Source organism: Aeromonas sp. FDAARGOS 1408, assembly GCF_019048665.1.
In the GTDB taxonomy this organism is placed as follows: Bacteria; Pseudomonadota; Gammaproteobacteria; order Enterobacterales; family Aeromonadaceae; genus Aeromonas; species Aeromonas dhakensis.
On the sequence record NZ_CP077394.1, the window covers coordinates 1,225,321 to 1,247,693 of the forward strand.

Consider the following 22,373-nt stretch of genomic DNA (forward strand, 5'->3'; position numbering starts at 1 on the left):
TCCGCCATGTCCGCTCACGAATCTCCCATCATTCGTCGTAAATCCAGGCAGATCATGGTCGGCAACGTACCGGTCGGGGGCGATGCCCCCATCACGGTACAGACCATGACCAACACCAAGACCACGGACGTGGCCGCCACCGTCGAGCAGATCCAGCGGATCGAGCGGGTCGGTGCCGACATCGTCCGGGTCTCCGTCCCCACCATGGAGGCGGCGGAAGCGTTCAAGCTCATCAAGCAGCAGACCCGCATCCCCATCGTGGCCGACATCCACTTCGACTACCGCATCGCCCTGAAAGTGGCCGAATACGGCGCCGATTGCCTGCGCATCAACCCGGGCAACATCGGCAACGAGGAGCGGGTGCGCGCCGTGGTCGACTGCGCCCGCCACTACAACATCCCGATCCGCATCGGCGTCAACGGCGGCTCGCTGGAACGGGACATCCAGGAAAAATATGGCGAACCCACCCCCGAGGCGCTGCTCGAATCAGCCATGCGCCATGTGGATTATCTGGATCGCCTGAACTTCGACAACTTCAAGGTGAGCGTCAAGGCTTCCGACGTCTTCCTGGCGGTTGGCGCCTATCGCCTGCTGGCCAAGCAGATCGAGCAGCCGCTGCACCTGGGCATCACAGAAGCGGGCGGTTTTCGCGCCGGCGCGGTGAAGTCTGCCATCGGTCTGGGCATGCTGCTGAGCGAAGGCATCGGCGACACCCTGCGCATCTCGCTGGCGGCCGATCCGGTGGAAGAGATCAAGGTGGGCTTCGATATCCTCAAGTCCCTGCGCATCCGTTCCCGCGGCATCAACTTCATCGCCTGTCCCTCCTGCTCCCGCCAGGAGTTCGACGTCATCGGCACCGTCAATGCGCTGGAAGAGCGGCTCGAAGACATCATCACTCCGATGGATGTCTCCATCATCGGCTGCGTGGTTAACGGTCCGGGGGAGGCGCTGGTCTCCGATCTGGGCCTCGCCGGTGCGGCCAACAAGAGCGCCTTCTACGAAGCGGGCCAGCGGGTCGACCGGCTCGACAACAAGGATCTCATCCCGACCCTGGAGCGCCGCATTCGCGCCCGGGCCGCCATGCTGGATCCGGCCAACCAGATCCAGGTGGACGAGGGTTGAGCAACCAAGGGCCACTCAGGGTGGCCCTGTCTTTAGGTTGCTGATTTTACATCCCGCATTGGAATACCCTGATTTTACCTCGGGGTCGAAAATCCCTATAATGCGGCCAAATTTTACCTCTTTTTCTCGAGTATCAACGTGGCAAAACAGATCCAAGCTATTCGCGGTATGAATGATTGCCTGCCGGAGCAGAGCCCGGTATGGCAGAAAGTAGAACAGATCCTGCGCCAGGTCGTGGCCAGCTATGGCTACAGCGAAGTGCGCATGCCGATTGTCGAGCAGACCCATCTGTTCAAGCGCGCCATCGGTGAAGTGACCGACGTGGTCGAAAAAGAGATGTACACCTTTGAAGACCGCAACGGCGACAGCCTGAGCCTGCGTCCGGAAGGGACCGCCAGCTGCGTGCGTGCCGGTATCGAGCACGGTCTGCTTTACAACCAGGAACGCCGGATGTGGTACATGGGCCCCATGTTCCGTCACGAGCGTCCCCAGAAGGGCCGTTATCGCCAGTTCCACCAGTTCGGGGTCGAGTTGTTTGGCATCAACGGGCCGGACATCGATGCCGAGCTCATCATGCTGACTCACCGCCTGTGGCGTCTGTTCGGCATCAGCGAACACGTGACCCTGCAGCTCAACACCCTCGGTCAGAGTGCCGAACGTGCCGCTTACCGCGATGCGCTGGTCGCCTACCTGGAGCAGTACAAGAGCGAGCTGGACGAAGAGAGCCAGCGCCGCATGTACAGCAACCCGCTGCGGGTGCTCGACTCCAAGGACGAGAAGGTACAGGCCATCCTGGTGGGCGCGCCGCGTCTGTTTGATCACCTGGGCGAAGAGAGCCTGGCCCACTTCGAGGGGCTCAAGCGCCTGCTCGAGTCTGCCGGCATCAAGTACGAGGTGAACGAGCGTCTGGTGCGCGGCCTTGACTACTACAACCTCACCGTGTTCGAGTGGGTCACCAACAGCCTGGGTGCTCAGGGCACCGTCTGTGCTGGTGGCCGCTACGACGGCCTGGTGGAGCAGCTGGGCGGTCAGCCGACCCCGGCAGTGGGCTTTGCCATGGGCATGGAGCGTCTGGTGCTGATGCTGGAAACCCTCGAACTCAATGCCGACATCCGCCCGGCGGTGGATGTCTATCTCTGCATGGTGGGTGAGGGCACTGAACAGGCCGGTTTCCAGCTGGCCGAGCGGCTGCGCGATGCCCTGCCTGATTTGCGCCTGATGAGCCACTGCGGCGGCGGCAACTTCAAGAAACAACTCAAGCGTGCCGACAAGAGCGGCGCGGCCATTGCCCTGATCCTTGGCGAGACCGAGGTGCAAAACGGGGAGATCACCATCAAATATCTGCGTGGCCAGGCCGAGCAACAGACCGTCACGGTCGACGCCGCCATTGCCCTGCTGGCAGCGAAAGGAGAGTAAGCTGTGGAAGTTTATACCACCGAAGAACAACAGGTTGAGGTCATCAAGAACTGGTGGAAAGAGAACGGAACCTCGGTGATCGCAGGAACTGTTATCGGTCTGGTTGGACTCTTTGGCTGGCGCTACTACAACGAGCATCAGCAGACCACCCAGGAAGCCGCCTCCCAGGCTTACAACGAGATGAGCGCCCAGCTGGCCAAGGGTGACGCGGCCGGCTTCGAGCAGGCACAAAGCTTCATCAGCGCCCACAAGGGCGACTCCTACGCCGAGCTGGCGGCGCTGCAACTGGCGGCGGCCGCGGTCAAGGCGGACAAGCTGGATCTGGCTGCCGAGCAGCTGACCCAGGTGGCTACCAGTGGTGACGAGAGCATTCGTCCTATCGCCGCACTGCGTCTGGCCCGGGTGCTGAACGATCAGGGCAAGGCCGATGAAGCGCTGGCCCAGCTTGGCAAGATCAACAACGACGCCTTCAAGGCCCAGGTGGCCGAAGTGCGCGGCGACATCCTGCAAAAGCAGGGCAAGAGCGAAGAGGCTCGCGATGCCTATCAGGCGGCGGCCGATGCCGGCGGTCTGCAGAGCAGCGCCGAGCTCAAGCTGAAGATGGACGATCTGGCGTTGCCAGCGGTGACCACGGGTGAGGCTCCGGATGCGTAATCTGTTCAAGATGGTGGCGTTGGGGGCTGCGGTCTCCTTCGCCCTGCAGGGCTGCTCCCTGTTCAGTTCGGAAGAGGATCTCAACCCCATGGCCCCGCTGCCCAAGGTCGAGTCCGCGTTCACGGCCGATACCGCCTGGTCCTCCTCGGTGGGTGACGGCATCGGTGACTTCTACTCCCAGCTCAAGCCGGTGGTGGAAGAGGAGCGCATCTATGCGGCGGCCCGCGACGGTGATGTCACCGCCTTTGACCGCGAAAGCGGCAAGGAGCTGTGGAGCGTCGATCTGGCGGATCTGCCAATCAACGCCGACAAGCGTAGCGCCCGCCTCTCCGGTGGCCTGGTCTCCCGCTACGGCAAGCTGTTCCTGGGCTCCGAGAACGGGGTGGTCTACGCCCTGAACGAAGAGAATGGGGAAGTGCTGTGGCAGACCACGGTACCGGGTGAAGTGGTGGCGAGCCCCGCCGTCGAGGATGGCCGGGTGGTGGTACTGACCACCTCGGGTCGCCTGGTGGCGCTTGATACCGACGAGGGCAAGCTGCAGTGGACCCTGGCGGAAGAGCAGCCGCCGCTGACCTTGCGCAGCGCCGGTGCCCCCATCATCACCAACGGTGCCGTGCTGTACGGCCGCGCCGATGGCAAGGTGGGCATCGCCCTGCTGAGCAACGGCCAGCCGGTGCGCCAGTCCAAGGTGGCCGACCCGCGCGGCGCCACCGAGCTCGACCGCATGGTGGACGTGGATGCCACGCCGCTGATCGCCGGCGATGAGCTCTATGCCATCGCGTATAATGGCCAGTTGATGGCGCGCAAGCTGATGAGCGGCGATGAAGTGTGGAAGCGCAAGTATTCCGGCTACCGCGACATGGCGGTGACCGGCAATGCCATCGTGCTGACCGACAGCCGCAGCCATCTGTTTGCGGTCGACCGTCGCAACGGTCTCGAGCTGTGGTCCAACACCCAGCTGGAAAACCGCACCGTGACCGCCCCCGTCATCATGGGTGGCTATGTGGTGGTCGGCGATGTGGAAGGTTACCTGTATTGGCTGGATCGGACCGACGGGTCCATCAAGGCCATGCAGCAGCTCGACAGCAGTGGTCTGTACGCCGCCCCCCTGGTGGACGGTGACACCCTGTATGTGCAGAGCCGTGGCGGCAAGCTGTACGCTGTCAAGCGTCCCTGATCGCCCGATAATGTGAATATCCGGCTCCTGGTCTTCGGACCCGGAGCCTTTGTCGTCTTGAGAATGAGGCTTTTATGACTCCTGTAGTAGCCCTGGTGGGCCGCCCCAACGTGGGGAAATCCACCCTGTTTAACCGCCTGACCCGTACCCGGGACGCCCTGGTGGCCGACTTCCCCGGTCTGACCCGGGACCGCAAATATGGCCAGGCGAAGCTGGGCGAGCTGGAATTTATCGTGGTGGATACCGGTGGTATCGACGGCACCGAAGAGGGGATCGAGCTGAAGATGGCCGAGCAGTCCCTGCTGGCCATCGAAGAGGCCGATGTGGTGCTGTTCATGGTGGATGCCCGCGCCGGTCTGACCGCGGCGGATCAGGCCATCGCCGAGCACCTGCGCAAGACCCACAAGAAGGTGTTTCTGGTGGCCAACAAGACCGACGGAATCGACGGTGACTCCGCCGTCTCCGAGTTCTACGGTCTGGCCCTGGGCGAGGTCTACCAGATGGCGGCCGCCCACGGTCGTGGCGTACTGAGCCTGCTGGAGCTGGCGCTGGCCCCCCATCTGGAGACCCTGGTCGAAGCCGCCGGCGAAGAAGCCGAGCTGGATGAAGAAGAGGAAGACTTCGACGAAGAGGCCCTGCTGCGCATGGTGGCGGCCGGTGAACTCGACACCAAGGAGGACACCAAGGAGACGCCGTTCGCCGACCTGCCCATCAAGTTCGCCATCGTCGGTCGCCCCAACGTCGGCAAGTCGACCCTGACCAACCGCATGCTGGGTGAAGATCGGGTTATCGTCTATGACATGCCGGGCACCACCCGCGACTCCGTCTACATCCCGATGGAGCGCGACGAGCAGAAGTACGTCATCATCGACACCGCCGGCGTGCGTCGTCGCGGCAAGGTGCACGAGACGGTGGAGAAGTTCTCCGTCATCAAGACCCTCAAGGCGATTGAAGATGCCAACGTCTGCCTGCTGGTGATCGACGCCCAGGAGACCATCACCGATCAGGATCTCAGCATCCTCGGTTTCGTGCTCAACACCGGCCGCTCCGTGGTACTGGTGGTGAACAAGTGGGATGGTCTGGATCAGAAGGTGAAAGAGGACGTCAAGAACGAGCTCGATCGTCGTCTGGGCTTCATCGACTTCGCCCGCGTGCACTTCATCTCCGCCCTGCACGGCAGCGGCGTCGGCCACCTGTTCGAATCCATCCAGGAGGCCTACCAGTCTGCCACCCGCCGTACCAGCACCGCCATGCTGACCCGCATCATGCAGATGGCGCAGGAAGACCACCAGCCGCCCATGGTGAACGGTCGCCGGGTCAAGCTGAAGTACGCCCACGCCGGTGGCTACAACCCGCCGCGCATCGTGATCCACGGCAACCAGCTCAACGACCTGCCGGACTCCTACAAGCGCTACCTCATCAACTACTTCCGCAAGTCGTTGAAAATCATGGGGACGCCGGTTCGGGTCGAGTTCCAGGAGTCGGTCAACCCGTTCGAGGGCAAGAAGAACACCCTGACCCTGAGCCAGGAGCGCCAGCGCAAGCGCCTGCTCAAGGCCAAAGCCAAGAAATAAGGTCCAGCGGCTGCCCTCACCGGCAGCCGTTTTTCTAGTGGTCTATTGAAGGGGAGGGGAATGTGCAGTGGGGCCGCCCAGTGCACATTCACTTTGCAAGGAGCCAACCATGAGTCAACTTGTCTGCCCTGCCTGCCAGGGCGAGCTGGACAGCCGCAGCCGTGAGACCACCTGTGGTCAGTGCCAGGCCCGTTACCAGATCCGGGCGCTCTGCCCGACCTGCCGGCAGGAGCTGGAGCGGCTCAAGGCCTGCGGCGCGGTGGATTACTTCTGCAACCACTGCAACAGCCTGGTGTCGAAGCGGGCAGTGCTCTTCGAGGTGAGCCCGCTGACGGAAAATTGAGGCAATAAAAAACCCGGCTAATGCCGGGTTTATGCTGTGTGCTCTGCTATCAGCAAGGTGAAGGAGCGGTTTCGGCGCCATATCTTGCGTTTGATCTCGTTGAGCTTGAGCTTGCGTCTGGGGCTCCAGCCGCACCTTGTCTTCTTGACCAGTGTCGTTCTTCTGCGAGCTCGCATCTTGGTCTCCTCCCATGGGGTGGCCATCCCGGCCTTGGGTGATGATGGGAGCCTATCTGAACGTGCTGTCATCCGAGTGCAAGTGGATGAAATAGTGCGATAAAAACAGATTCGGATAGGCTCCGGTGTGGTCGGATGGTAACAGAGAAACCACCCGAAAAACAAACCTGTCAACAGGGATCAGCGCAGGGTGATCTGCTTGACCACTTCGGCAATGACGGTGGGACGTTCGGCGCTGGTCGGCTCGCTGCTGTCATCCTCATCCAGCTCTTCGCGGCGATGGGCCTTCTGCTGCTCGTTGTCGAGCCAAAGCAGGCTCTGGTAGTACTGGCGCACGTTGTTGACGTAGTTGCGCGCCTCGCCGCCGCGGGCATAGCCGTAGCGCACCTTGCGGTGCCAGCGTGACTGCTGCAGCAGCGGCAGCACCTCTTTCACGTCGCTCCAGGCGTCCGGATTCTTGCCGAGATCCTTGGTCAGGCGGCGGGCATCCATCATGTGGCCGTAGCCGATGTTGTAGGCTGTGAGGGCAAACCACACCTTCTCGTCATCGGGCACCGAGGCGGGCACCTTCGCCATCATCTGCTCGAGATAACGGGCGCCCCCCTTGATGCTCTCCTCCGGGTGCAGCCGGTTGTTGACCCCCATCGCCTTGGCGGTGGGCTCGGTCAGCATCATCATGCCGCGCACCCCTGTGTAGGAGCGCGCCTCAGGATCCCAGTGGGACTCCTGATAGCTGATGGCGGCCAGCAGGCGCCAGTCCACCAGCTTGGCGTGGGTCTTGAACAGATCCTGATACTTGGGCAGCAGGCTCTTGGCCCGCTGCAGGAAGGTGCGGGTGTCGACGAAGTCGAAGTTCTGCACGTGGCCGAAATACTTCTCGTCGAGCTTGGCGATGGCGCCATCCATGAAGCGCTGGCCGAAGAAATCGATGATGCTGGCGTAGAGGCTGTCGTCCGGCAGCTTGGTCATGGCCCAGGCCACGGTCTGGTTCTTGGCCAGCGTCATCCCCTCGGTGAGCTCGGGGTAGTAGCGCTGGGTACGGGCCAGCACGGTATCCTGCACCACCGTGTAGTCAATCTTGCCGTCGGCCACCTGCTTGAGCAGCTCCTCCACGTCGGCGTCCCGGTTGGTGCTCCACTTGAGGTTGGGGTGCTGCTTGGCCAGCTCCTTGAGCAGATCCTCCCCGGTGGAGCCGGCAGGCACCACTATGTTGCCCTTGAGATCGCCGATGCCCTTGGGCTTGGGGGAGCCGTTGCGATAGACCAGCTTGGGCGAGACCTGGTAGAAGCCGGGGCCGAAGCGAAACAGCTGGCGCCGCTCCGGGGTGATGACGATGGCGGCAGCGGCCAGATCGAGCTTGCCCTTCTTGAGCAGATCCACCAGCTCGGCGGTGGAGTAGACAGGCACTATGGTCAGCTTGACCCCCAGCCAGTCGGCATAGCTTCTCGCCAGCTCGTAATCGAACCCCTGGGCGGTGTCGTCACGCTGGTAATAAGAGGTGGGGCCGTAGATGGTGCCAACCCGGATCTCGCCCCGCTGGCGGATCTGCTCCAGCTGGCTGGAGGGGGTGTAGAAGTCGCAACCGACCAGGGTCAGCAGCAACATCAGCCCGATAAACAGTCGAAAAATGCAGCGCAAGTAGGTGAGTACCCTTGTTGAAAAAATCGGCATTTGTCAAAAAAGAGGCACCTTTATACCAGAGAGTGTGGACCGAGTCACACTTGGCAAAACAAGAAAAACGTTTGTCCGCCGTCGGCCTGATCCCTATAATACGCGCGTCTCAATTCCCCCCCACTTCAACACTTGGTGAGAAAGGTCATATGGATATCTTGCGTGGTGCCCCCGCACTGTCTGAGTTTCGTGTCCAAAAACTGCTGCAACGCTTCGCGCAGATGAAACAGGAGAGAGGAGTAGAGATAGAGGATGTCTATGCCGAATTTGTGCACTTCGCCGAGCTCTCGAGCCCGCTGTCGCCCCCGGAGCGAGCGACCTTGGGCCAGCTCCTGCGCTACGGCCCGACCATCCCCGAACACACCCCCAGCGGTCAGCTGTTTCTCGTTACCCCCCGCCCCGGCACTATCTCCCCCTGGTCTTCCAAAGCAACCGACATCGCCCACAACTGCGGCCTGACCCAGGTCAAGCGGCTCGAGCGCGGCATCGCCTATTACGTGCAGGCCAAGGGTGAGCTGAGCGCTGCCCAACGCGCCGACGTGGCCGCCGTGCTGCACGACCGCATGATGGAGACGGTGTTTGGCGAGATGAACGAGGCCGCCGCCCTGTTTGCCCATCAGGAGCCGCGCCCCTTCACCCAGGTAGATGTGCTGGGTGGTGGTCGCGCCGCCCTGGCCGAGGCCAACGTGGCACTGGGCCTGGCGCTGGCCGACGACGAAATCGACTACCTGGTGGAGAACTTCACCCGGCTGGGTCGCAATCCCAACGACATCGAGCTCTACATGTTTGCCCAGGCAAACTCCGAGCACTGCCGCCACAAGATCTTCAACGCCGACTGGACCATCGACGGTGAGCAGCAGCCCAAGTCGCTGTTCAAGATGATCAAGAACACCTTCGAGCAGACGCCGGATCATGTCCTGTCTGCCTATAAAGACAACGCCGCCGTGATGGAAGGGAGCCAGGGTGGCCGCTTCTTCCCGAGTCCCGCCAACGGCGAATACCAGTATCATCAGGAGCAGGTCGACATCCTGATGAAGGTGGAGACCCACAACCACCCAACCGCCATCTCCCCCTTCCCGGGCGCTGCTACCGGCTCCGGCGGCGAAATCCGCGACGAGGGTGCGACAGGCCGTGGCGCCAAGCCCAAGGCGGGCCTGGTGGGCTTCTCCGTCTCCAACCTGCGCATCCCGGGTTTCGAACAGCCCTGGGAGCAGGATTTCGGCAAGCCGAGCCGCATCGTCAGCGCCTTTGACATCATGCAGGAGGGGCCGCTTGGCGGCGCCGCCTTCAACAACGAGTTCGGCCGTCCGGCCATTCTCGGTTACTTCCGTACCTTCGAAGAGGAGGTGCCGAGCCACAATGGCATCGAGGTGCGCGGCTACCACAAACCCATCATGCTGGCGGGCGGCATCGGCAACATCCGCAGCGAGCACGTCCAGAAAGGGGAGATCCCGGTAGGGGCGGCCCTCATCGTGTTGGGTGGCCCGGCCATGAACATCGGTCTGGGCGGCGGCGCCGCATCCTCCATGGCCTCCGGTCAGTCGGCCGAGGACCTCGACTTTGCCTCGGTGCAGCGTGACAACCCCGAGATGGAGCGTCGTTGCCAGGAGGTGATCGACCGCTGCTGGCAACTGGGGGACGACAACCCCATCGTCTTCATCCACGACGTGGGTGCCGGTGGCCTCTCCAACGCCATGCCGGAGCTGGTGAGCGACGGCGATCGCGGCGGTCGCTTCGATTTGCGTGCCATCCCGAACGACGAGCCGGGCATGAGCCCGCTCGAGATCTGGTGCAACGAATCCCAGGAGCGTTACGTGCTGGCGGTGGCCAAAGAGAAGCTGTCGCTGTTCAAGGCGCTGTGCGAGCGTGAGCGTGCACCTTATGCCGTCATCGGCAGCGCCACCGAAGAGAAACACCTGACCCTATCCGACCAGCACTTTGACAACCACCCCATCGATCTGCCGCTGGACGTGCTGCTGGGCAAGACCCCCAAGATGCACCGCGACGTAGCGAGCCTGCCCGCCCAGGGCAAGGCACTGCAACTGGATGGCATCACCCTCGGCGACGCCGCCGAGCGGGTATTGCGTCTGCCCACCGTGGCGGAGAAATCCTTCCTCATCACCATCGGCGATCGCAGCGTGACCGGTCTGGTCAACCGCGACCAGATGGTCGGCCCCTGGCAGATCCCGGTGGCTGATTGCGCCGTCACCGCCGCCACCTACGACAGTTACCATGGCGAAGCCATGTCCATGGGCGAGCGCACCCCGGTGGCGCTGCTCTCTCATGCGGCTTCCGCCCGTATGGCGGTGGCCGAGGCCCTGACCAACCTGGCGCCGGCCCACATCGGATCGCTCAAGCGGGTCAAGCTCTCCGCCAACTGGATGGCCGCAGCCGGTCACCCGGGCGAAGATGCCGGTCTCTACGAGGCGGTCAAGGCGGTGGGCGAGGAGCTCTGCCCGGCCCTTGGCATCACCATCCCGGTGGGCAAGGACTCCATGTCCATGAAGACCCGCTGGCAGCAGGATGGCAAGGAGCAAAGCGTCACCTCGCCGCTCTCCCTGCTCATATCCGCCTTTGCCCGGGTGGAGGACGTGCGCAACACCGTCACCCCGCAACTGCGCAGCGATCTTGGTGAAACCGACCTTATCCTCATCGACCTTGGCAACGGCAAGCAGCGCCTCGGCGCCTCCGCCCTGGCTCAGGTCTATCGCCAGCTGGGTGACAAGGCGCCGGACCTGGACAACCCGGTCCAGCTCAAGGGCTTCTTCAACGCCATTCAGGCACTGGTGGCCGATCGCAAGCTGATCGCCTACCACGACCGCTCCGACGGCGGCCTGTTCGTCACCCTGGTGGAGATGGCCTTCGCCGGTCACTGCGGCCTCGACCTGCAACTGGATCGCATCGGTGGCGACCTGCTGCCGGCCCTGTTCAACGAGGAGCTGGGGGCCGTCATCCAGGTGCGTCGTGAAGACAAGGAGGCGGTGATGACCCTGCTGGCCGGTCACGGTCTGGCGGCTTGCTCCCACGTGCTCGGCACGGTGCGCGAGGGGGATCTCATCACTCTGCAGCGGGCAGGTCAGGAGGTCTATCGCGCCAGCCGCACTGCCCTGCGAACCATCTGGGGCGAGACCAGCTGGCAGATGCAGCGTCTGCGCGACAACCCCGAGTGCGCGGATCAGGAGCATGCCGCCCGTCAGGACGCAGCCGATCCTGGCCTGCAGGCCAAGCTCAGCTACAACCCGGCCGAGGACGTGGCTGCACCCTACATTGCCCGCGGGGTCTCCCCCCGTCTGGCGGTGCTGCGCGAGCAGGGGGTCAACTCCCACGTGGAGATGGCGGCGGCGTTTGACCGCGCCGGCTTCACCGCCGTCGACGTGCATATGAGCGATATCCTCGAAGGCCGTATCAAGCTGGAGCAGTTCCAGACCCTGGTGGCCTGCGGTGGCTTCTCCTACGGCGACGTGCTGGGGGCGGGCGAAGGCTGGGCCAAGTCCATCCTGTTCAACGAGGGGGCCCGCGAGCAGTTCCAGCGCTTCTTCGAGCGCGGCGATACGCTCTCCTTGGGTGTCTGCAACGGCTGTCAGATGATGTCCAACCTGCGCGAGCTGATCCCGGGCGCCGATCTCTGGCCGCGCTTCGTGCGCAACCGCTCCGAGCGCTTCGAGGCCCGCTTCAGCCTGGTGGAAGTACAGGACTCCCCGTCCGCCTTCTTCGCCGGCATGGCGGGTTCCATGATGCCGATCGCCGTCTCCCACGGGGAAGGACGAGTGGAGGTGCGCGATGCCGCTCACCTGGCGGCGCTGCAAGCCAGCGGCCTGGTGGGACTGCGTTTCGTGGACAACCGCGGTAACGTGACCGAACAGTACCCGGCCAACCCGAACGGTTCGCCGAACGGCATCACCGCCGTGACCACCACGGATGGTCGCGCCACCATCATGATGCCGCACCCGGAGCGGGTGTTCCGCACCGTGGCCAACTCCTGGCACCCGGACAACTGGGGCGAGGATGGCGCCTGGATGCGGATGTTCCGCAATGCCCGGGTTCGTTTGGGCTAAGCCTGCGACGCAAACAAAAACCGGCCCTTGTGGCCGGTTTTTTTTATGGCGACGTTCCCGCTAGGGGCGGCCGTGACCCAGTTCGTGGGGGATGAAGTCACCGCGATCGAGAATGCGCAGGCAGGCGTCCACGACGGCTTCATCCAGCCGGGTGCCGCGCAGCTGGATGATATGGGCCCTGGCCTGGGGAATGCCGAGGGCGGCGCGGTAGGGGCGATCGGAGGACATGGACTCCACTATGTCGGCCACCGTGAGGATGCGGGCCTCCAGCAGGATCTGCTCGCCCTTGAGCCCGGCCGGGTAGCCTGAGCCGTCGATGTACTCGTGGTGCTGGTGGATCATCTGGGCGATGGGCCAGGGCAGGGCGATGTCCTTGAGCACCTGATAACCGGCGCCCGGGTGCTCCTTGACCAGGTTGAACTCCTGGGGCGTGAGCCGCCCCGGCTTGGTGAGGATGTCGACCGGCACCTGGATCTTGCCGATGTCGTGCACCATGGCCCCCAGATAGAGTCCCCGCAACCGCTTCTCATCGAGCTGCAGCTCGCGACCGATGGCCAGCGCCAGGGTGGCGACGTGCTTCTGGTGGCCGGCGGTATAGGGATCGCGCTGCTCCAGCACGGCGGCAATGGCACCGAGGGCATCTTCCAGCGCCAGCTCCAGCTGACGGGCATGCAGCATCTTGTCGCGCTGGGCGGTGAGGTAGGCCTGCTGGGTGCTGCGGGCCTGCAGGCCATAGGCAAGGTAGTCCGCCAGTTGGCTGAAGAGGTGCACCTCCTCGTCGGTGAAGGGGCGGGCCTGCTCGCTGTGAATGAGCAGGCCGCCGTGCCCGCCGGTGTGCCACTGCAGCGGCAGCAGCAGGCGGGCGCGCAGGGTGGCCGAATGATGTACCAGCTCGCAGGGGAGCGCCTCGTTGCACGGCATCTCTGTGCTGATGGCCTGGTGCAGGGCGGGATCCCGGGTGAGCCACTCGTCGCTGGCAAACCAGGTTGCGTTGCCCGCCTGCGCCAGCACCTGCAGGGTGTGCTGGTCAGGTTTTTCCTGCAGCACGGTGACGAGGGGGAAACGGCCGTCGAAGGTGATGGCGTCGCAGATCTCCTGCAGCAGCGTCTGCTCGTCGTCCGGTCTGAGCATGGCGTGATGGGCGCGGCCGATGGCCTCCAGGGTCCAGGTGTACTGTTGCAGCCGTTCTTGCTGCTGCTTCTTCTCGGTGATGTCATCGAAGAAGACCCCGACGCCGACCACCTGGCCCAGCTCGTCGTGCAGGGGAAACTTGGTGGTGCTGAGCCAGCGGGCCTCACCTCCCTTGAGATAAGGCTCCTCGTGGCGCTGGGTGATGCCGCCGGCCATGACCCTGAGATCGTCGTCCCGATAGCGCTGGGCCAGCTCGGCCGGGAAGAAGTCGGCATCGCACTTGCCGGCCAGTTCGGCCGGGGTGAGGGCGAGATCGTCTGCCAGAAGCCGGTTGCAGGCGATGAAGAGGGAGCGGGTATCCTTGAGCAGCACCCGGTAGGGCAGCTGATCCATCACCTGACCAAGCAGGGCTGCCGTGGACAGCGGGGTAAAGGGCGGTGCGGGTCTTGAACTCATCGTCATCCAGCCTCGGTCAAAGGGGGGCGAAGCGGTAGCCAGCCTGCCAGACGGCGAAGCAGGCGCTGACTACCTGTTCGTCGTAGTGGACACCGGCATAGCGGGTCAGCTCGGCGAAGGCATCGGTGAAGGAGAGGGCCCGCCGAAACGGACGGTGGGCGGTCATGGCCGCCAGGGAGTCGGCCACCCGGATGATGCGCGCCTCCAGGCAGATGGCATCCCCCTGCAATCCCTGCGGATAGCCACTGCCGTCCATGTTCTCATGGTGCTGCTGCACTATGGTGGCGATGGGCCAGGGGAAGTCTATCTGCTGCAGAATTTCACAGCCCGCCTGCGGGTGCAGCTTGATGAGCTCGAACTCCACCTCCCGCAATTCGCGGGGGCGGGTGAGGATCTCCGCGGGGATCTGCAGCAGGCCGATGTTGTGCACCATGGCGGCGAGGCCCAGTCCATCCAGCCGATCCTGCGCGAGTTGCAGATGCTGGCCGATGGCCAGCGCCAGATCGTGCACGCGCCGCTCGTGGCCCGCGGTGCTGGGATCCTTGTGGGCGATGGCGGAGGAGAGCGCCGCTATGGTCTGGAACAGCAGGGTACGTTGCTGCTGCTCGCTCTCCTTGATGTGGGTGATGTCGACCAGCGCGCCTATGATGCCGGCCACCTCGCCCTGATGGTCGTAGAAGAGATCCTTGAAGTTGAGCACCTGATAGCGGCGGCCCTCCCGGTCAAACAGGGTGTGCTCGAAATATTGCGGCTGCCTGCTGCGCAGCACTTCCAGGTCGCGCTGGGTGTATTCGTCGGCCATCTCCGGGGGCAGGAGCTCGTCCACCCGCTTGCCCTGCAGCTCGGCCTTGCTGATGCCGGTGATCTGGGTGAAGGTCGGGTTGCAGCTGATGAAACGCCCCTCGACATCCTTGTAAAACACCGGAATGGGAATTGCCTTGAGCAGGGATTCGTTGAAGCGCTGCATGTCGACCAGCTCCGCCTGCTGGCGCAGCGCCAGCTGCTCGCTGTCCCGGCACAGCTGGATGGCGCGGGCCAGGTTGCCGAGGATGGGGCTGAACAGGTGACAGAGCCGCTCCCCCTGCTGCTCCGCATTGGGGGAGAGCAGCAGCATCAGGTAACCCCCCTCGATCCGCAGCCGGTAGGCAAAGGGGTAGGGGCGTGCAGCGGGCAGCGGCAGCGGGGCGTGCAGGATGCACTGCTCGCCGTCGCCGACCCAGTGGGGCAGCGCGAGCGGCTCCCCCTGATGGCTGACCAGCTGCTCATCCCCGATCGCCTTGATGATCTTGTACTCACCCTGTGGCAACTGCTGCAGCACCAGCCCGACCGGGCAGGCACAGTGAAACAGAAAACGCTGCAGCACCTTGGTCAACAGGGCGTCCAGAGTGACCTCGCGACCGATGCAGAGGGCAAGATCGCAGACGATGGCCATGGCGTGGTCGTTGTTCATCGCCGTCCCTCCCCGTTGCAGAGAATGGCTCCGTTGTGAAACAGCGGATACTCCCCTGGTCGCAGGCTGCCGATCTCGCCAAGGGAGAGGGCGCCCACCAGCTCGTGGGCACCGCTGTGGCTGAAGAGGGTCTTCAGCTCCAGCGTGCTCTGCTCGCCGAAGTGCTGCTGACGGCCGGCGCAGTAGTAGATCTCGAGGCGCTCGGGGGCGCCGTGCCGGCTCAGCTTTTCGGCCAGCTCGATGGCGTGGGCGGTCGGGCTCTGCGGCGCCTTGAGCAGGGTGAGGATGCTGTGATCCGGCACCTCCCCGACGCAGAGCAGAGCCCCCTCGTCGGTGACGGCGACCGGGATGCGCACGATGACGTCGCCGTTGGCCCGCAGCAGCCCGAGCGGCAGGTGGACACCGTACTGGTAGAACTGATCCGGCGTCAGGCGCTGTTGGAACTGTTGCTGGACCAGGGACTGGTAGCGACTGAAGGCCGGCTCCCAGTCGATGAAGGCAATCTTGTTGCCCTCGCTGCTGGTGGCCAGCATGGGCTGGGCGGTGAGCTGATAGCCGTGCTCGAGCAGCGGGTAGCTGTGGTGGGGCAGCAGGGTGCAGCAGACCGCCTGCGCCAGCAATCTGTGGTTGTCGAACAGGCAGGGCATGGGGCGGAACTGGCCGCTGCCGGCATTGACGCCGGCATAATTGACCCTGTCCGCGAGATGCAGATAGATCCCCTCGAGGAGGGAGGCGATGTTGGGGATCATGGCATCAAAGGTCAGAAAGAGGGTCGGTACGCCTGCGGCTTCTGGCCACTGCGCAAGCTGGGGGAGCAGCGCATCGCAAAGGGTGCTGACTTGCAGGTCTGTGCTGGCGGCGGGATCGAGCGGGATGAGCAGGGGGGCGTGGGAAGCCGGGCGCGGCAGCAGCCAGGCACCGTGCTCATGAAAGCCGTGGCGGCTGATGAGGCGGGGAAAGAGTGCGCCGCTGAGCCGAATATCGAGCCGCCGGCACTGCTGCTGCAACTCGGCCACGTGCCCGGCATCCTGCTCGGCCAGCAAGAGATCGAGCCGCTCCCCGCGATAGGGCTGCAGTGCATCGGCCAGTGGCTGCGTATCGAATGAAAGAAAAGCGGGCTGCATCATCCCTCGGAACTCCTTTCCTGCCAATGGCCAATATATCAGCAAGGCGGGCGAGGTGGATACCCGGTCGTGTCCGATAAGCGCTTATAAGCCGTTATAAAGGCAGATAAATTTGAGACAGCTGAGCGGACATCCCGCTCTGGGCAGATAAAAAAACCGGCCACTTGGGCCGGTTTTTTTGGGTGGCGTGAAATCAGCGCAGCACCACGTTCTGGAAGCCCTGCACCAGGCTGATGACCGGCTGGGGATAGAGACCCAGTGCCACCACCAGTGCGGCGGAGAGCAGCACCACCAGACCACCGGAGGTGATGGCCCAGTCCCCCTTGGCGTCGCGCAGCTGCATGCCGGGCTCGCGCAGGTAGAGGGTGACCATGACCCGCAGGTAGTAGTAGAGACCCAGGGCACTGCCGAGCACGATGGCGCCGGAGAGCCACCACAGCTTGGCATCGACGGTCACCCCGATGAGGTAGAACTTGCCGATGAAGCCGAGCGTCATGGGGATACCGGCCAGCGAGAGCATCATCACGGTCAGCACGGCGGTCAGGTAGGGGCGACGCCAGAACAGGCCGCGGTAGCTGTGCAGGGAGTCCGCATCCTTGCCGCGATAGGGGCTGGACATCATGCTGATGACGCCGAAGGCCCCCAAGCTGGTGAACAGATACATCAGCAGATAGACGCCGGCCGCTTCCACCGGCATCTGGCCGAGACGGCTCGCCACGATCACCGCCAGCAGGTAGCCGAAGTGGGAGATGGAGGAGTAACCCATCATCCGCTTGATGTTGGTCTGCAGCAGGGCCAGCAGGTTGCCGATGACGATGGAGACCACCGCCATGGCGGCCAGCAGCCAGTGGATCATGGGATCCGCGGCGGCGGGTACCGCCAGGTAGAAGCGCAGCAGCACGCAGAACACCGCGATCTTGCTGACGGTGGCGAGGAAGGTGGCCACCGGGGCCGGCGCCCCTTCGTACACGTCCGGGGTCCAGAGGTGGAACGGCGCCAGGGAGAGCTTGAAGGCAAAGCCGACCAGCATCAGACCCAGACCGCCCATCAGCAGCGGGTGGTGAGCCGGGGTGGTGGCCAGGGTCAGCCCCAGATCGCTGAAGCTCAGGCTGCCGGCCTGGGCATAGAGCAGCGCCATGCCGAACAGCAGGAAGGCGGTGGCGGCGGCGGAGAGCACCATGTACTTGATGCTGGCCTCCAGCGAGTGGCGCTCGCGATAGGCGTAGCCCACCAGACCGAACATCGGTAGGGTCAGCATCTCGATCCCGATGAACAGGGAGGCGAGGTGACGGGAGCCGGCCAGCACCAGGCCACCGGCGGTGGCGATCAGCAGCAGCAGGTAGAACTCTTCCCGGTTGTCCGGATAGCCCTTGAGCCAGGAGCGGCCGAAGGTACAGGTGGCCAGGGCGCCGATGAGCACCAGCCCCATGTAGAAGACGGCGTAGCCATCGATCTGCAGCAGCGGGGTGACCCCCTGATCGCCTTGCGCCATCACGATGGGCAGGGAGAAGAGCGCGAGGTTGAGGCCGGCGATGGTGACCACGAAGGCGGTGTCATCACACCGTTTCCAGGCGATGGCCAGCATCAGGGCCACCATGGCCCCGGTTGTCAGCAACAGGGGCAGCAGGGCCAGCAGTTGCGAAGCGGTGAAGGTCATTGCAGTGCTCCTGTAAGGGACAAGGAAGGCAACAGGGCCAGCGGTTTAACAGCGGTCACTCTCATTGCAATGCTCCTGCGAAGGGCAGGGCGTACCAGTGCAGCACGCTCAGCAGGCTGTTGCCCGCGGTGTCGAGCACCGGTTGGGGATAGACACCGAGCAGCACCAAAAGACCGGCGATGGTCATCATCATCACCAGCTCGCGGCTGTCGAGCCCCTTGAGCACGCTCTCGTCCTTGGGGGTACCGAAGCAGGCGCGCTGCAGCATGATGAGGGAGTAGACCGAAGCCAGTACCAGCCCGAAGGTGGCGATGATGGTGAGCACGGGGGCAACCTGGAAGCTGCCGATGAGGATCAGGAATTCGCCGACGAAGTTGCCGGTGCCCGGCATCCCCAGAGAGGCGATCGAGAAGAACAGCATCACGCCGGGCAGGTAGCGCAGACGACCCCACAGCCCGCCCATCAGGCGCAGGTCCCGGGTGTGCAGACGCTCGTAGAGCTGACCGCACAGGATGAAGAGGCCGGCGGCGGAGAGACCGTGGGCGATCATCTGTACCACGGCGCCCTGCAGGGCCAGCTCGCTGCCCGAATAGATGGCGATCATCACGAAGCCCATGTGGGAGATGCTGGTGTAGGCCACCAGCCGCTTGATGTCGGTCTGGGCGAACGCCACGATGGCGCCGTAGACGATGCCGATGAGGCCCAGCACCATGGCGTAGGGGGCAAATTCGGCGGATGCCTCGGGGAACAGCGGCAGGGCGAAGCGTAGCAGGCCGTAGGCGGCGGTTTTGAGCAGGATCCCCGCCAGGTCCACGGAACCCGCGGTCGGCGCCTGGCTGTGGGCATCCGGCAGCCAGCCGTGCAGCGGCACCAGCGGCATCTTGACCGCGAAGGCGATGAAGAAGCCCAGCATCAGCAGCCACTGCACACCCTCGCTCATGGGGGTGTTCAACAAGTCCTGATAGTTGAAGGTGAACACGCCGGTGGCGGCGTGGTGAGTCAGCACCAGGCCCAGGATGGCGACCAGCATGATGAGGCCGCTGACCTGGGTGTAGATGAAGAACTTGGTGGCGGCGTTGATCCTGGATTTGCCGTCGGTGACCGAGTGGCCCCACAGCGCAATCAGGAAGTACATGGGCACCAGCATCATCTCCCAGAAGAAGAAGAAGAGGAACAGGTCCAGCGCCATGAAGACGCCGAGTACGCCACCCAAAATCCACAGCAGGTTGAGGTGGAAGAAGCCGATGCGCTGCACTATCTCCTTCCAGGAACAGAGGATGGCCAGCACGCCGATGAAGCAGGTGAGGATCACCATCAGCAGCGACAAGCCATCCACCGCCAGGTGCAGTGAGATGCCAAAGCGGGGGATCCAGGGCAGTTGCAGTTCGGCGGCCCAGACGGGCACGCCGCCCTGGGCTGCCAGGGTGAAGTCGCCGCTCCACCAGATGGCGCAGGAGAGCAGCAGGCAGGCGCTCATCGACAGCAGGGCGACCCAGCGTACGAAGTACTCGCCGAATCGCTCGGTCTGCCAACAGAGCAGACCGCCGATGAAGGGTATTAACAAGATCCAGAGTAAGGTCACGATATCAGCTCTCGTCTATGTTCTAGTCACTGTGCAGGCCCGTGGGCTTGCTGCGAGTTCAGGGGCTGCATCACGGGATCAGCCTAGCAGCAGCAGGGCCAGGATCAGGGCGGCGCCCATCCCCATGGAGGCTGCATACCAGCGCAACTTGCCGGAAACGGTCCAGGCCAGCAGCTGGTGGCCGCTCTGGGCCAGCCAGGCCGGCAGGTTCATCATCCAGTCCAGCGGATCCTTGCCGAGCAACCGGGTCGCCAGCAGATACGGTTTGACCCACAGCTGATCGTAAAGCCAGTCAAAGCCCCAGGCGTTGAACCAGAGGGTGCTGAGCAACTTGCCCGGCGCGCTGTTGGCTATGCTGCTGGCCAGGCGGCGCTCGCCCAGGAACAGGAAGGCGGCCAGGGCGATACCGGCGATGGCGATGACGGCGGAGGTGATCTCCAACGCGTGGCGCCCCTCTTCGATGTGATCCCCCGGACCCGTCGGCAGTACCCCCGCCAGCGGCGGCACTATCAGGGCGCCGATGCCGGTGGAGAGCACCATCAGCACCAGCAGCGGCAGCTGGTGGGCCAGACCGTGGCCGGGATGAGCCTGGGTCTTCGCCTCGCCGTGGAAGGCGATGAAGATGAGGCGGAAGGTGTAGAGGGAGGTGAGGAAGGCACCACCCAGACCGGCCCACAGCAGGGCGCTCTGGCCGCTGGCCTGCACCTGCCACAGGATGGCGTCTTTACTGTAGAAACCGGCGGTCACCAGCGGCAGCGCGGCCAAGGCCGAGCCCCCTACCAGGAAGCAGGCATAGACCAGCGGCAGGCTCTTGCGCAAGCCCCCCATCTTGAAGATGTTCTGCTCGTGGTGGGTGGCGACGATCACGGCACCGGCGGAGAGGAACAACAGCGCCTTGAAGAAGGCGTGGGTCATCAGGTGGAAGATGGCCCCTTCCCAGGCACCAACGCCGAGGGCCAGGAACATGTAGCCGATCTGGCTCATGGTGGAGTAGGCCAGGATCCGCTTGATGTCGGTTTGCACCAGGGCCGCAAAGCCCGCCAGCACCAGGGTAATGGCCCCGACCAGCGCCACCAGATGCAGGATCTCGGGGGCCAGCAGGAACAGACCGTGGGTGCGGGCGATGAGATAGACACCGGCGGTCACCATGGTGGCCGCGTGGATCAGTGCCGAGACCGGGGTCGGGCCCGCCATGGCATCCGCCAGCCAGGTCTGCAGCGGCAGCTGGGCCGATTTGCCGACGGCGCCGCCGAGCAGCATCAGGCAGGCCAGCGACAGGGCGGGGGAGCCTTCGGCAAACAGGGTGGGGGCGCGCACCAGCAGCTCATGGATGTTGAGAGTGCCGAGCTCGCGATAGAGGATGAACAGGCCGATGGCGAGGAAGACGTCGCCGACCCGGGTCACCACGAACGCCTTGAGGGCGGCGGCGCCGTTGTTGCGATCCTTGTAGTAGAAGCCGATCAGCAGGTAGCTGCACAGACCTACCCCTTCCCAGCCCAGATACACGAACAGCAGGTCATCGGCCAGCACCAGGAACAGCATGCTGGCGATGAAGAGGTTGGTGTAGGTGAAGAAGCGCGAATAGCCCTCTTCCCCACGCATGTACCAGGAGGCGAACAGGTGGATGAAGAAGCCCACCCCGGTGACCACGCCCAGCATGGTCAGCGACAGGCCGTCCAGTGCCAGGCGGAAGCTGGGGCTGAAGCTGCCCACCGAGATCCACTGCCACAGGGTCTGGGTATAGACGCCGCCCGCCGGCATGGTGTTGAGAAAATCAATGCCGACCCACAGGGTAGTGAGGGCCGACAACCCTATGCTGCCGACGCCGATGAGCGCCGAGGTGCGCTCGCCGAAACGACCGAGGGAGAAGGCCAGCACCAGCCATCCCAGCAGCGGAAACAGAAAAGTCAGGTATAGGAGGCTCATCCGCGCATCTCGCTCACAGTGTCCACGTTGAGGGTGTGGTAACGACGATAGAGCAGCAGTAACAGGGCGAGGCCGATACTGGCCTCCGCTGCCGCCAGAGAAATCACCAGTATGTACATGATCTGGCCATCGGCCTGGGCCCAGCGGCTGCCAGCCACCACGAATGCCAGTGCCGAGGCGTTCATCATGATCTCGATACTCATGAGGATAAACAGCAAGTTGCGGCGGATCAGCAGGCCGCACAGGCCGATGCAGAACAGCACGGCGGCGAGCAGCAGTCCGTGCTCCATGGGGATGCCATTCATTGCTGACCTCCTTCTTGTGATGGACGGGCCGGGGTGCGGGGCACCGAGAGTACCTCGCCGCTCTTGTCTTCGCGGCCAAGGTGATAGGCGGTGACCAGACCCGCCAGCAGCAGGATGGAGGCGAGCTCCACCGCCAGCACGTAAGGACCGAACAGGGCGATGCCGACCGCTTTGGCACTGACGTCGGTCAGACCGAGTTCACCGCCGGTGACCCCGAGAATGCCGTAGGCCAGAAAACCCAGCAGAATGAGCGAAAGCAGGCCCGGGCCCACCCAGGTGGTGGGAGTGAGCCAGTGCTTCTCCTGATCCTGGGCCGAGCCCAGGTTCAGCATCATCACCACGAACACGAACAGCACCATGATGGCGCCTGCGTAGACGATCACCTGCAGGGCGCCCGCGAAGGCGGCGCCCAGGCAGAAGAAGATCATGGCCACGGCGATGAGGGAGATGATGAGATTGAGCAGCGCGTGCATCGGATTGCTGGTGCTGATCACCCGCAGCGTGCTGTAAATGGCGACCAGGGCCGCGGCATAGAATGCCAGTTCCATGATTGA

16 protein-coding genes are annotated in these 22,373 nt (G+C 63.8%); 7 read left to right on the top strand and 9 right to left on the bottom strand.

Annotated features, from left to right (window positions below; all coding sequences use genetic code 11):
• Window positions 1-6 precede the first annotated feature (6 nt).
• The 6 genes from ispG to I6L38_RS05880 all read left to right on the top strand — a co-directional run bounded on the left by ispG (window position 7) and on the right by I6L38_RS05880 (window position 6,286).
• Entirely contained in the window at window positions 7-1,122 is a 1,116-nt protein-coding gene (gene ispG, locus I6L38_RS05855; RefSeq protein WP_024941377.1) for a flavodoxin-dependent (E)-4-hydroxy-3-methylbut-2-enyl-diphosphate synthase, read from the top strand.
• 138 nt (window positions 1,123-1,260) lie between these two features.
• On the top strand, window positions 1,261-2,538 hold the full coding sequence (gene hisS, locus I6L38_RS05860; RefSeq protein ID WP_017765907.1) for a histidine--tRNA ligase: 1,278 nt from the start codon (window positions 1,261-1,263) through the stop codon (window positions 2,536-2,538).
• 3 nt (window positions 2,539-2,541) lie between these two features.
• On the top strand, window positions 2,542-3,192 hold the full coding sequence (locus I6L38_RS05865) for a tetratricopeptide repeat protein (RefSeq protein WP_010634289.1): 651 nt from the start codon (window positions 2,542-2,544) through the stop codon (window positions 3,190-3,192).
• Window positions 3,185-4,369, top strand: coding sequence for an outer membrane protein assembly factor BamB (gene bamB / locus I6L38_RS05870; protein ID WP_216989279.1), 1,185 nt, complete (start codon window positions 3,185-3,187; stop codon window positions 4,367-4,369). Before I6L38_RS05865 ends, bamB begins: the two co-directional genes overlap by 8 nt.
• Window positions 4,370-4,443: 74 nt before the next feature.
• Window positions 4,444-5,943 carry a ribosome biogenesis GTPase Der gene (gene der, locus I6L38_RS05875; protein ID WP_005299803.1) on the top strand — a complete coding sequence of 500 codons (1,500 nt, stop codon included), beginning with the start codon at window positions 4,444-4,446 and terminating at the stop codon, window positions 5,941-5,943.
• A gap of 109 nt (window positions 5,944-6,052) precedes the next feature.
• Window positions 6,053-6,286 carry a zinc ribbon domain-containing protein gene (locus I6L38_RS05880; RefSeq protein WP_010634287.1) on the top strand — a complete coding sequence of 78 codons (234 nt, stop codon included), beginning with the start codon at window positions 6,053-6,055 and terminating at the stop codon, window positions 6,284-6,286.
• A gap of 356 nt (window positions 6,287-6,642) precedes the next feature.
• Here I6L38_RS05880 and mltF read toward each other — a convergent pair whose 3' ends face one another.
• Window positions 6,643-8,133: a membrane-bound lytic murein transglycosylase MltF gene (mltF, locus tag I6L38_RS05885; protein ID WP_216989280.1), complete on the bottom strand. Its 1,491-nt coding sequence runs from the start codon at window positions 8,131-8,133 to the stop codon at window positions 6,643-6,645.
• A gap of 149 nt (window positions 8,134-8,282) precedes the next feature.
• On the opposite strand from mltF, the gene purL reads away from it, so the two are divergent.
• Window positions 8,283-12,188 (top strand): phosphoribosylformylglycinamidine synthase, encoded by a 3,906-nt coding sequence (gene purL, locus I6L38_RS05890; protein ID WP_216989281.1) that lies wholly within the window; start codon window positions 8,283-8,285, stop codon window positions 12,186-12,188.
• 60 nt (window positions 12,189-12,248) lie between these two features.
• On the opposite strand, the gene I6L38_RS05895 is transcribed toward purL, so the two are convergent.
• The 8 genes from I6L38_RS05895 to nuoJ all read right to left on the bottom strand — a co-directional run bounded on the left by I6L38_RS05895 (window position 12,249) and on the right by nuoJ (window position 22,367).
• Window positions 12,249-13,775, bottom strand: a complete 1,527-nt coding sequence (locus I6L38_RS05895; RefSeq protein WP_024941380.1) for an HD domain-containing phosphohydrolase — start codon at window positions 13,773-13,775, stop codon at window positions 12,249-12,251.
• 16 nt (window positions 13,776-13,791) lie between these two features.
• Complete coding sequence (locus I6L38_RS05900; RefSeq protein ID WP_024941381.1) at window positions 13,792-15,225, bottom strand: HD domain-containing phosphohydrolase; 1,434 nt, start codon at window positions 15,223-15,225, stop codon at window positions 13,792-13,794.
• Complete coding sequence (locus I6L38_RS05905; RefSeq protein WP_043170961.1) at window positions 15,222-16,352, bottom strand: FIST signal transduction protein; 1,131 nt, start codon at window positions 16,350-16,352, stop codon at window positions 15,222-15,224. Before I6L38_RS05905 ends, I6L38_RS05900 begins: the two co-directional genes overlap by 4 nt.
• 190 nt (window positions 16,353-16,542) lie before the next feature.
• Complete coding sequence (nuoN, locus tag I6L38_RS05910; protein ID WP_010634280.1) at window positions 16,543-18,006, bottom strand: NADH-quinone oxidoreductase subunit NuoN; 1,464 nt, start codon at window positions 18,004-18,006, stop codon at window positions 16,543-16,545.
• A gap of 61 nt (window positions 18,007-18,067) precedes the next feature.
• On the bottom strand, window positions 18,068-19,588 hold the full coding sequence (nuoM, locus tag I6L38_RS05915; RefSeq protein WP_043170964.1) for an NADH-quinone oxidoreductase subunit M: 1,521 nt from the start codon (window positions 19,586-19,588) through the stop codon (window positions 18,068-18,070).
• 78 nt (window positions 19,589-19,666) lie between these two features.
• A complete protein-coding gene (gene nuoL, locus I6L38_RS05920) occupies window positions 19,667-21,514 on the bottom strand; it encodes an NADH-quinone oxidoreductase subunit L (protein ID WP_043170965.1) in 1,848 nt (615 codons plus the stop codon).
• Window positions 21,511-21,819, bottom strand: coding sequence for an NADH-quinone oxidoreductase subunit NuoK (gene nuoK, locus I6L38_RS05925; RefSeq protein WP_005299823.1), 309 nt, complete (start codon window positions 21,817-21,819; stop codon window positions 21,511-21,513). The genes nuoL and nuoK overlap by 4 nt, the downstream gene beginning before the upstream one ends.
• Window positions 21,816-22,367 carry an NADH-quinone oxidoreductase subunit J gene (nuoJ, locus tag I6L38_RS05930; RefSeq protein ID WP_010634277.1) on the bottom strand — a complete coding sequence of 184 codons (552 nt, stop codon included), beginning with the start codon at window positions 22,365-22,367 and terminating at the stop codon, window positions 21,816-21,818. The genes nuoK and nuoJ overlap by 4 nt, the downstream gene beginning before the upstream one ends.
• Between the last annotated feature and the right edge of the window lie 6 nt (window positions 22,368-22,373).

Bases quoted from the DNA above. Each gene is read 5' to 3' on its own strand.
- ispG (WP_024941377.1), top strand. From the start codon at position 7: ATGTCCGCTCACGAATCTCCCATCATTCGTCGTAAATCCAGGCAGATC.
- bamB (WP_216989279.1), top strand. From the start codon at position 3,185: ATGCGTAATCTGTTCAAGATGGTGGCGTTGGGGGCTGCGGTCTCCTTC.
- der (WP_005299803.1), top strand. From the start codon at position 4,444: ATGACTCCTGTAGTAGCCCTGGTGGGCCGCCCCAACGTGGGGAAATCC.
- I6L38_RS05880 (WP_010634287.1), top strand. From the start codon at position 6,053: ATGAGTCAACTTGTCTGCCCTGCCTGCCAGGGCGAGCTGGACAGCCGC.
- mltF (WP_216989280.1), bottom strand. From the start codon at position 8,133: ATGCCGATTTTTTCAACAAGGGTACTCACCTACTTGCGCTGCATTTTT.
- purL (WP_216989281.1), top strand. From the start codon at position 8,283: ATGGATATCTTGCGTGGTGCCCCCGCACTGTCTGAGTTTCGTGTCCAA.
- I6L38_RS05895 (WP_024941380.1), bottom strand. From the start codon at position 13,775: ATGAGTTCAAGACCCGCACCGCCCTTTACCCCGCTGTCCACGGCAGCC.
- I6L38_RS05900 (WP_024941381.1), bottom strand. From the start codon at position 15,225: ATGAACAACGACCACGCCATGGCCATCGTCTGCGATCTTGCCCTCTGC.
- I6L38_RS05905 (WP_043170961.1), bottom strand. From the start codon at position 16,352: ATGATGCAGCCCGCTTTTCTTTCATTCGATACGCAGCCACTGGCCGAT.
- nuoN (WP_010634280.1), bottom strand. From the start codon at position 18,006: ATGACCTTCACCGCTTCGCAACTGCTGGCCCTGCTGCCCCTGTTGCTG.
- nuoL (WP_043170965.1), bottom strand. From the start codon at position 21,514: ATGAGCCTCCTATACCTGACTTTTCTGTTTCCGCTGCTGGGATGGCTG.
- nuoK (WP_005299823.1), bottom strand. From the start codon at position 21,819: ATGAATGGCATCCCCATGGAGCACGGACTGCTGCTCGCCGCCGTGCTG.
- nuoJ (WP_010634277.1), bottom strand. From the start codon at position 22,367: ATGGAACTGGCATTCTATGCCGCGGCCCTGGTCGCCATTTACAGCACG.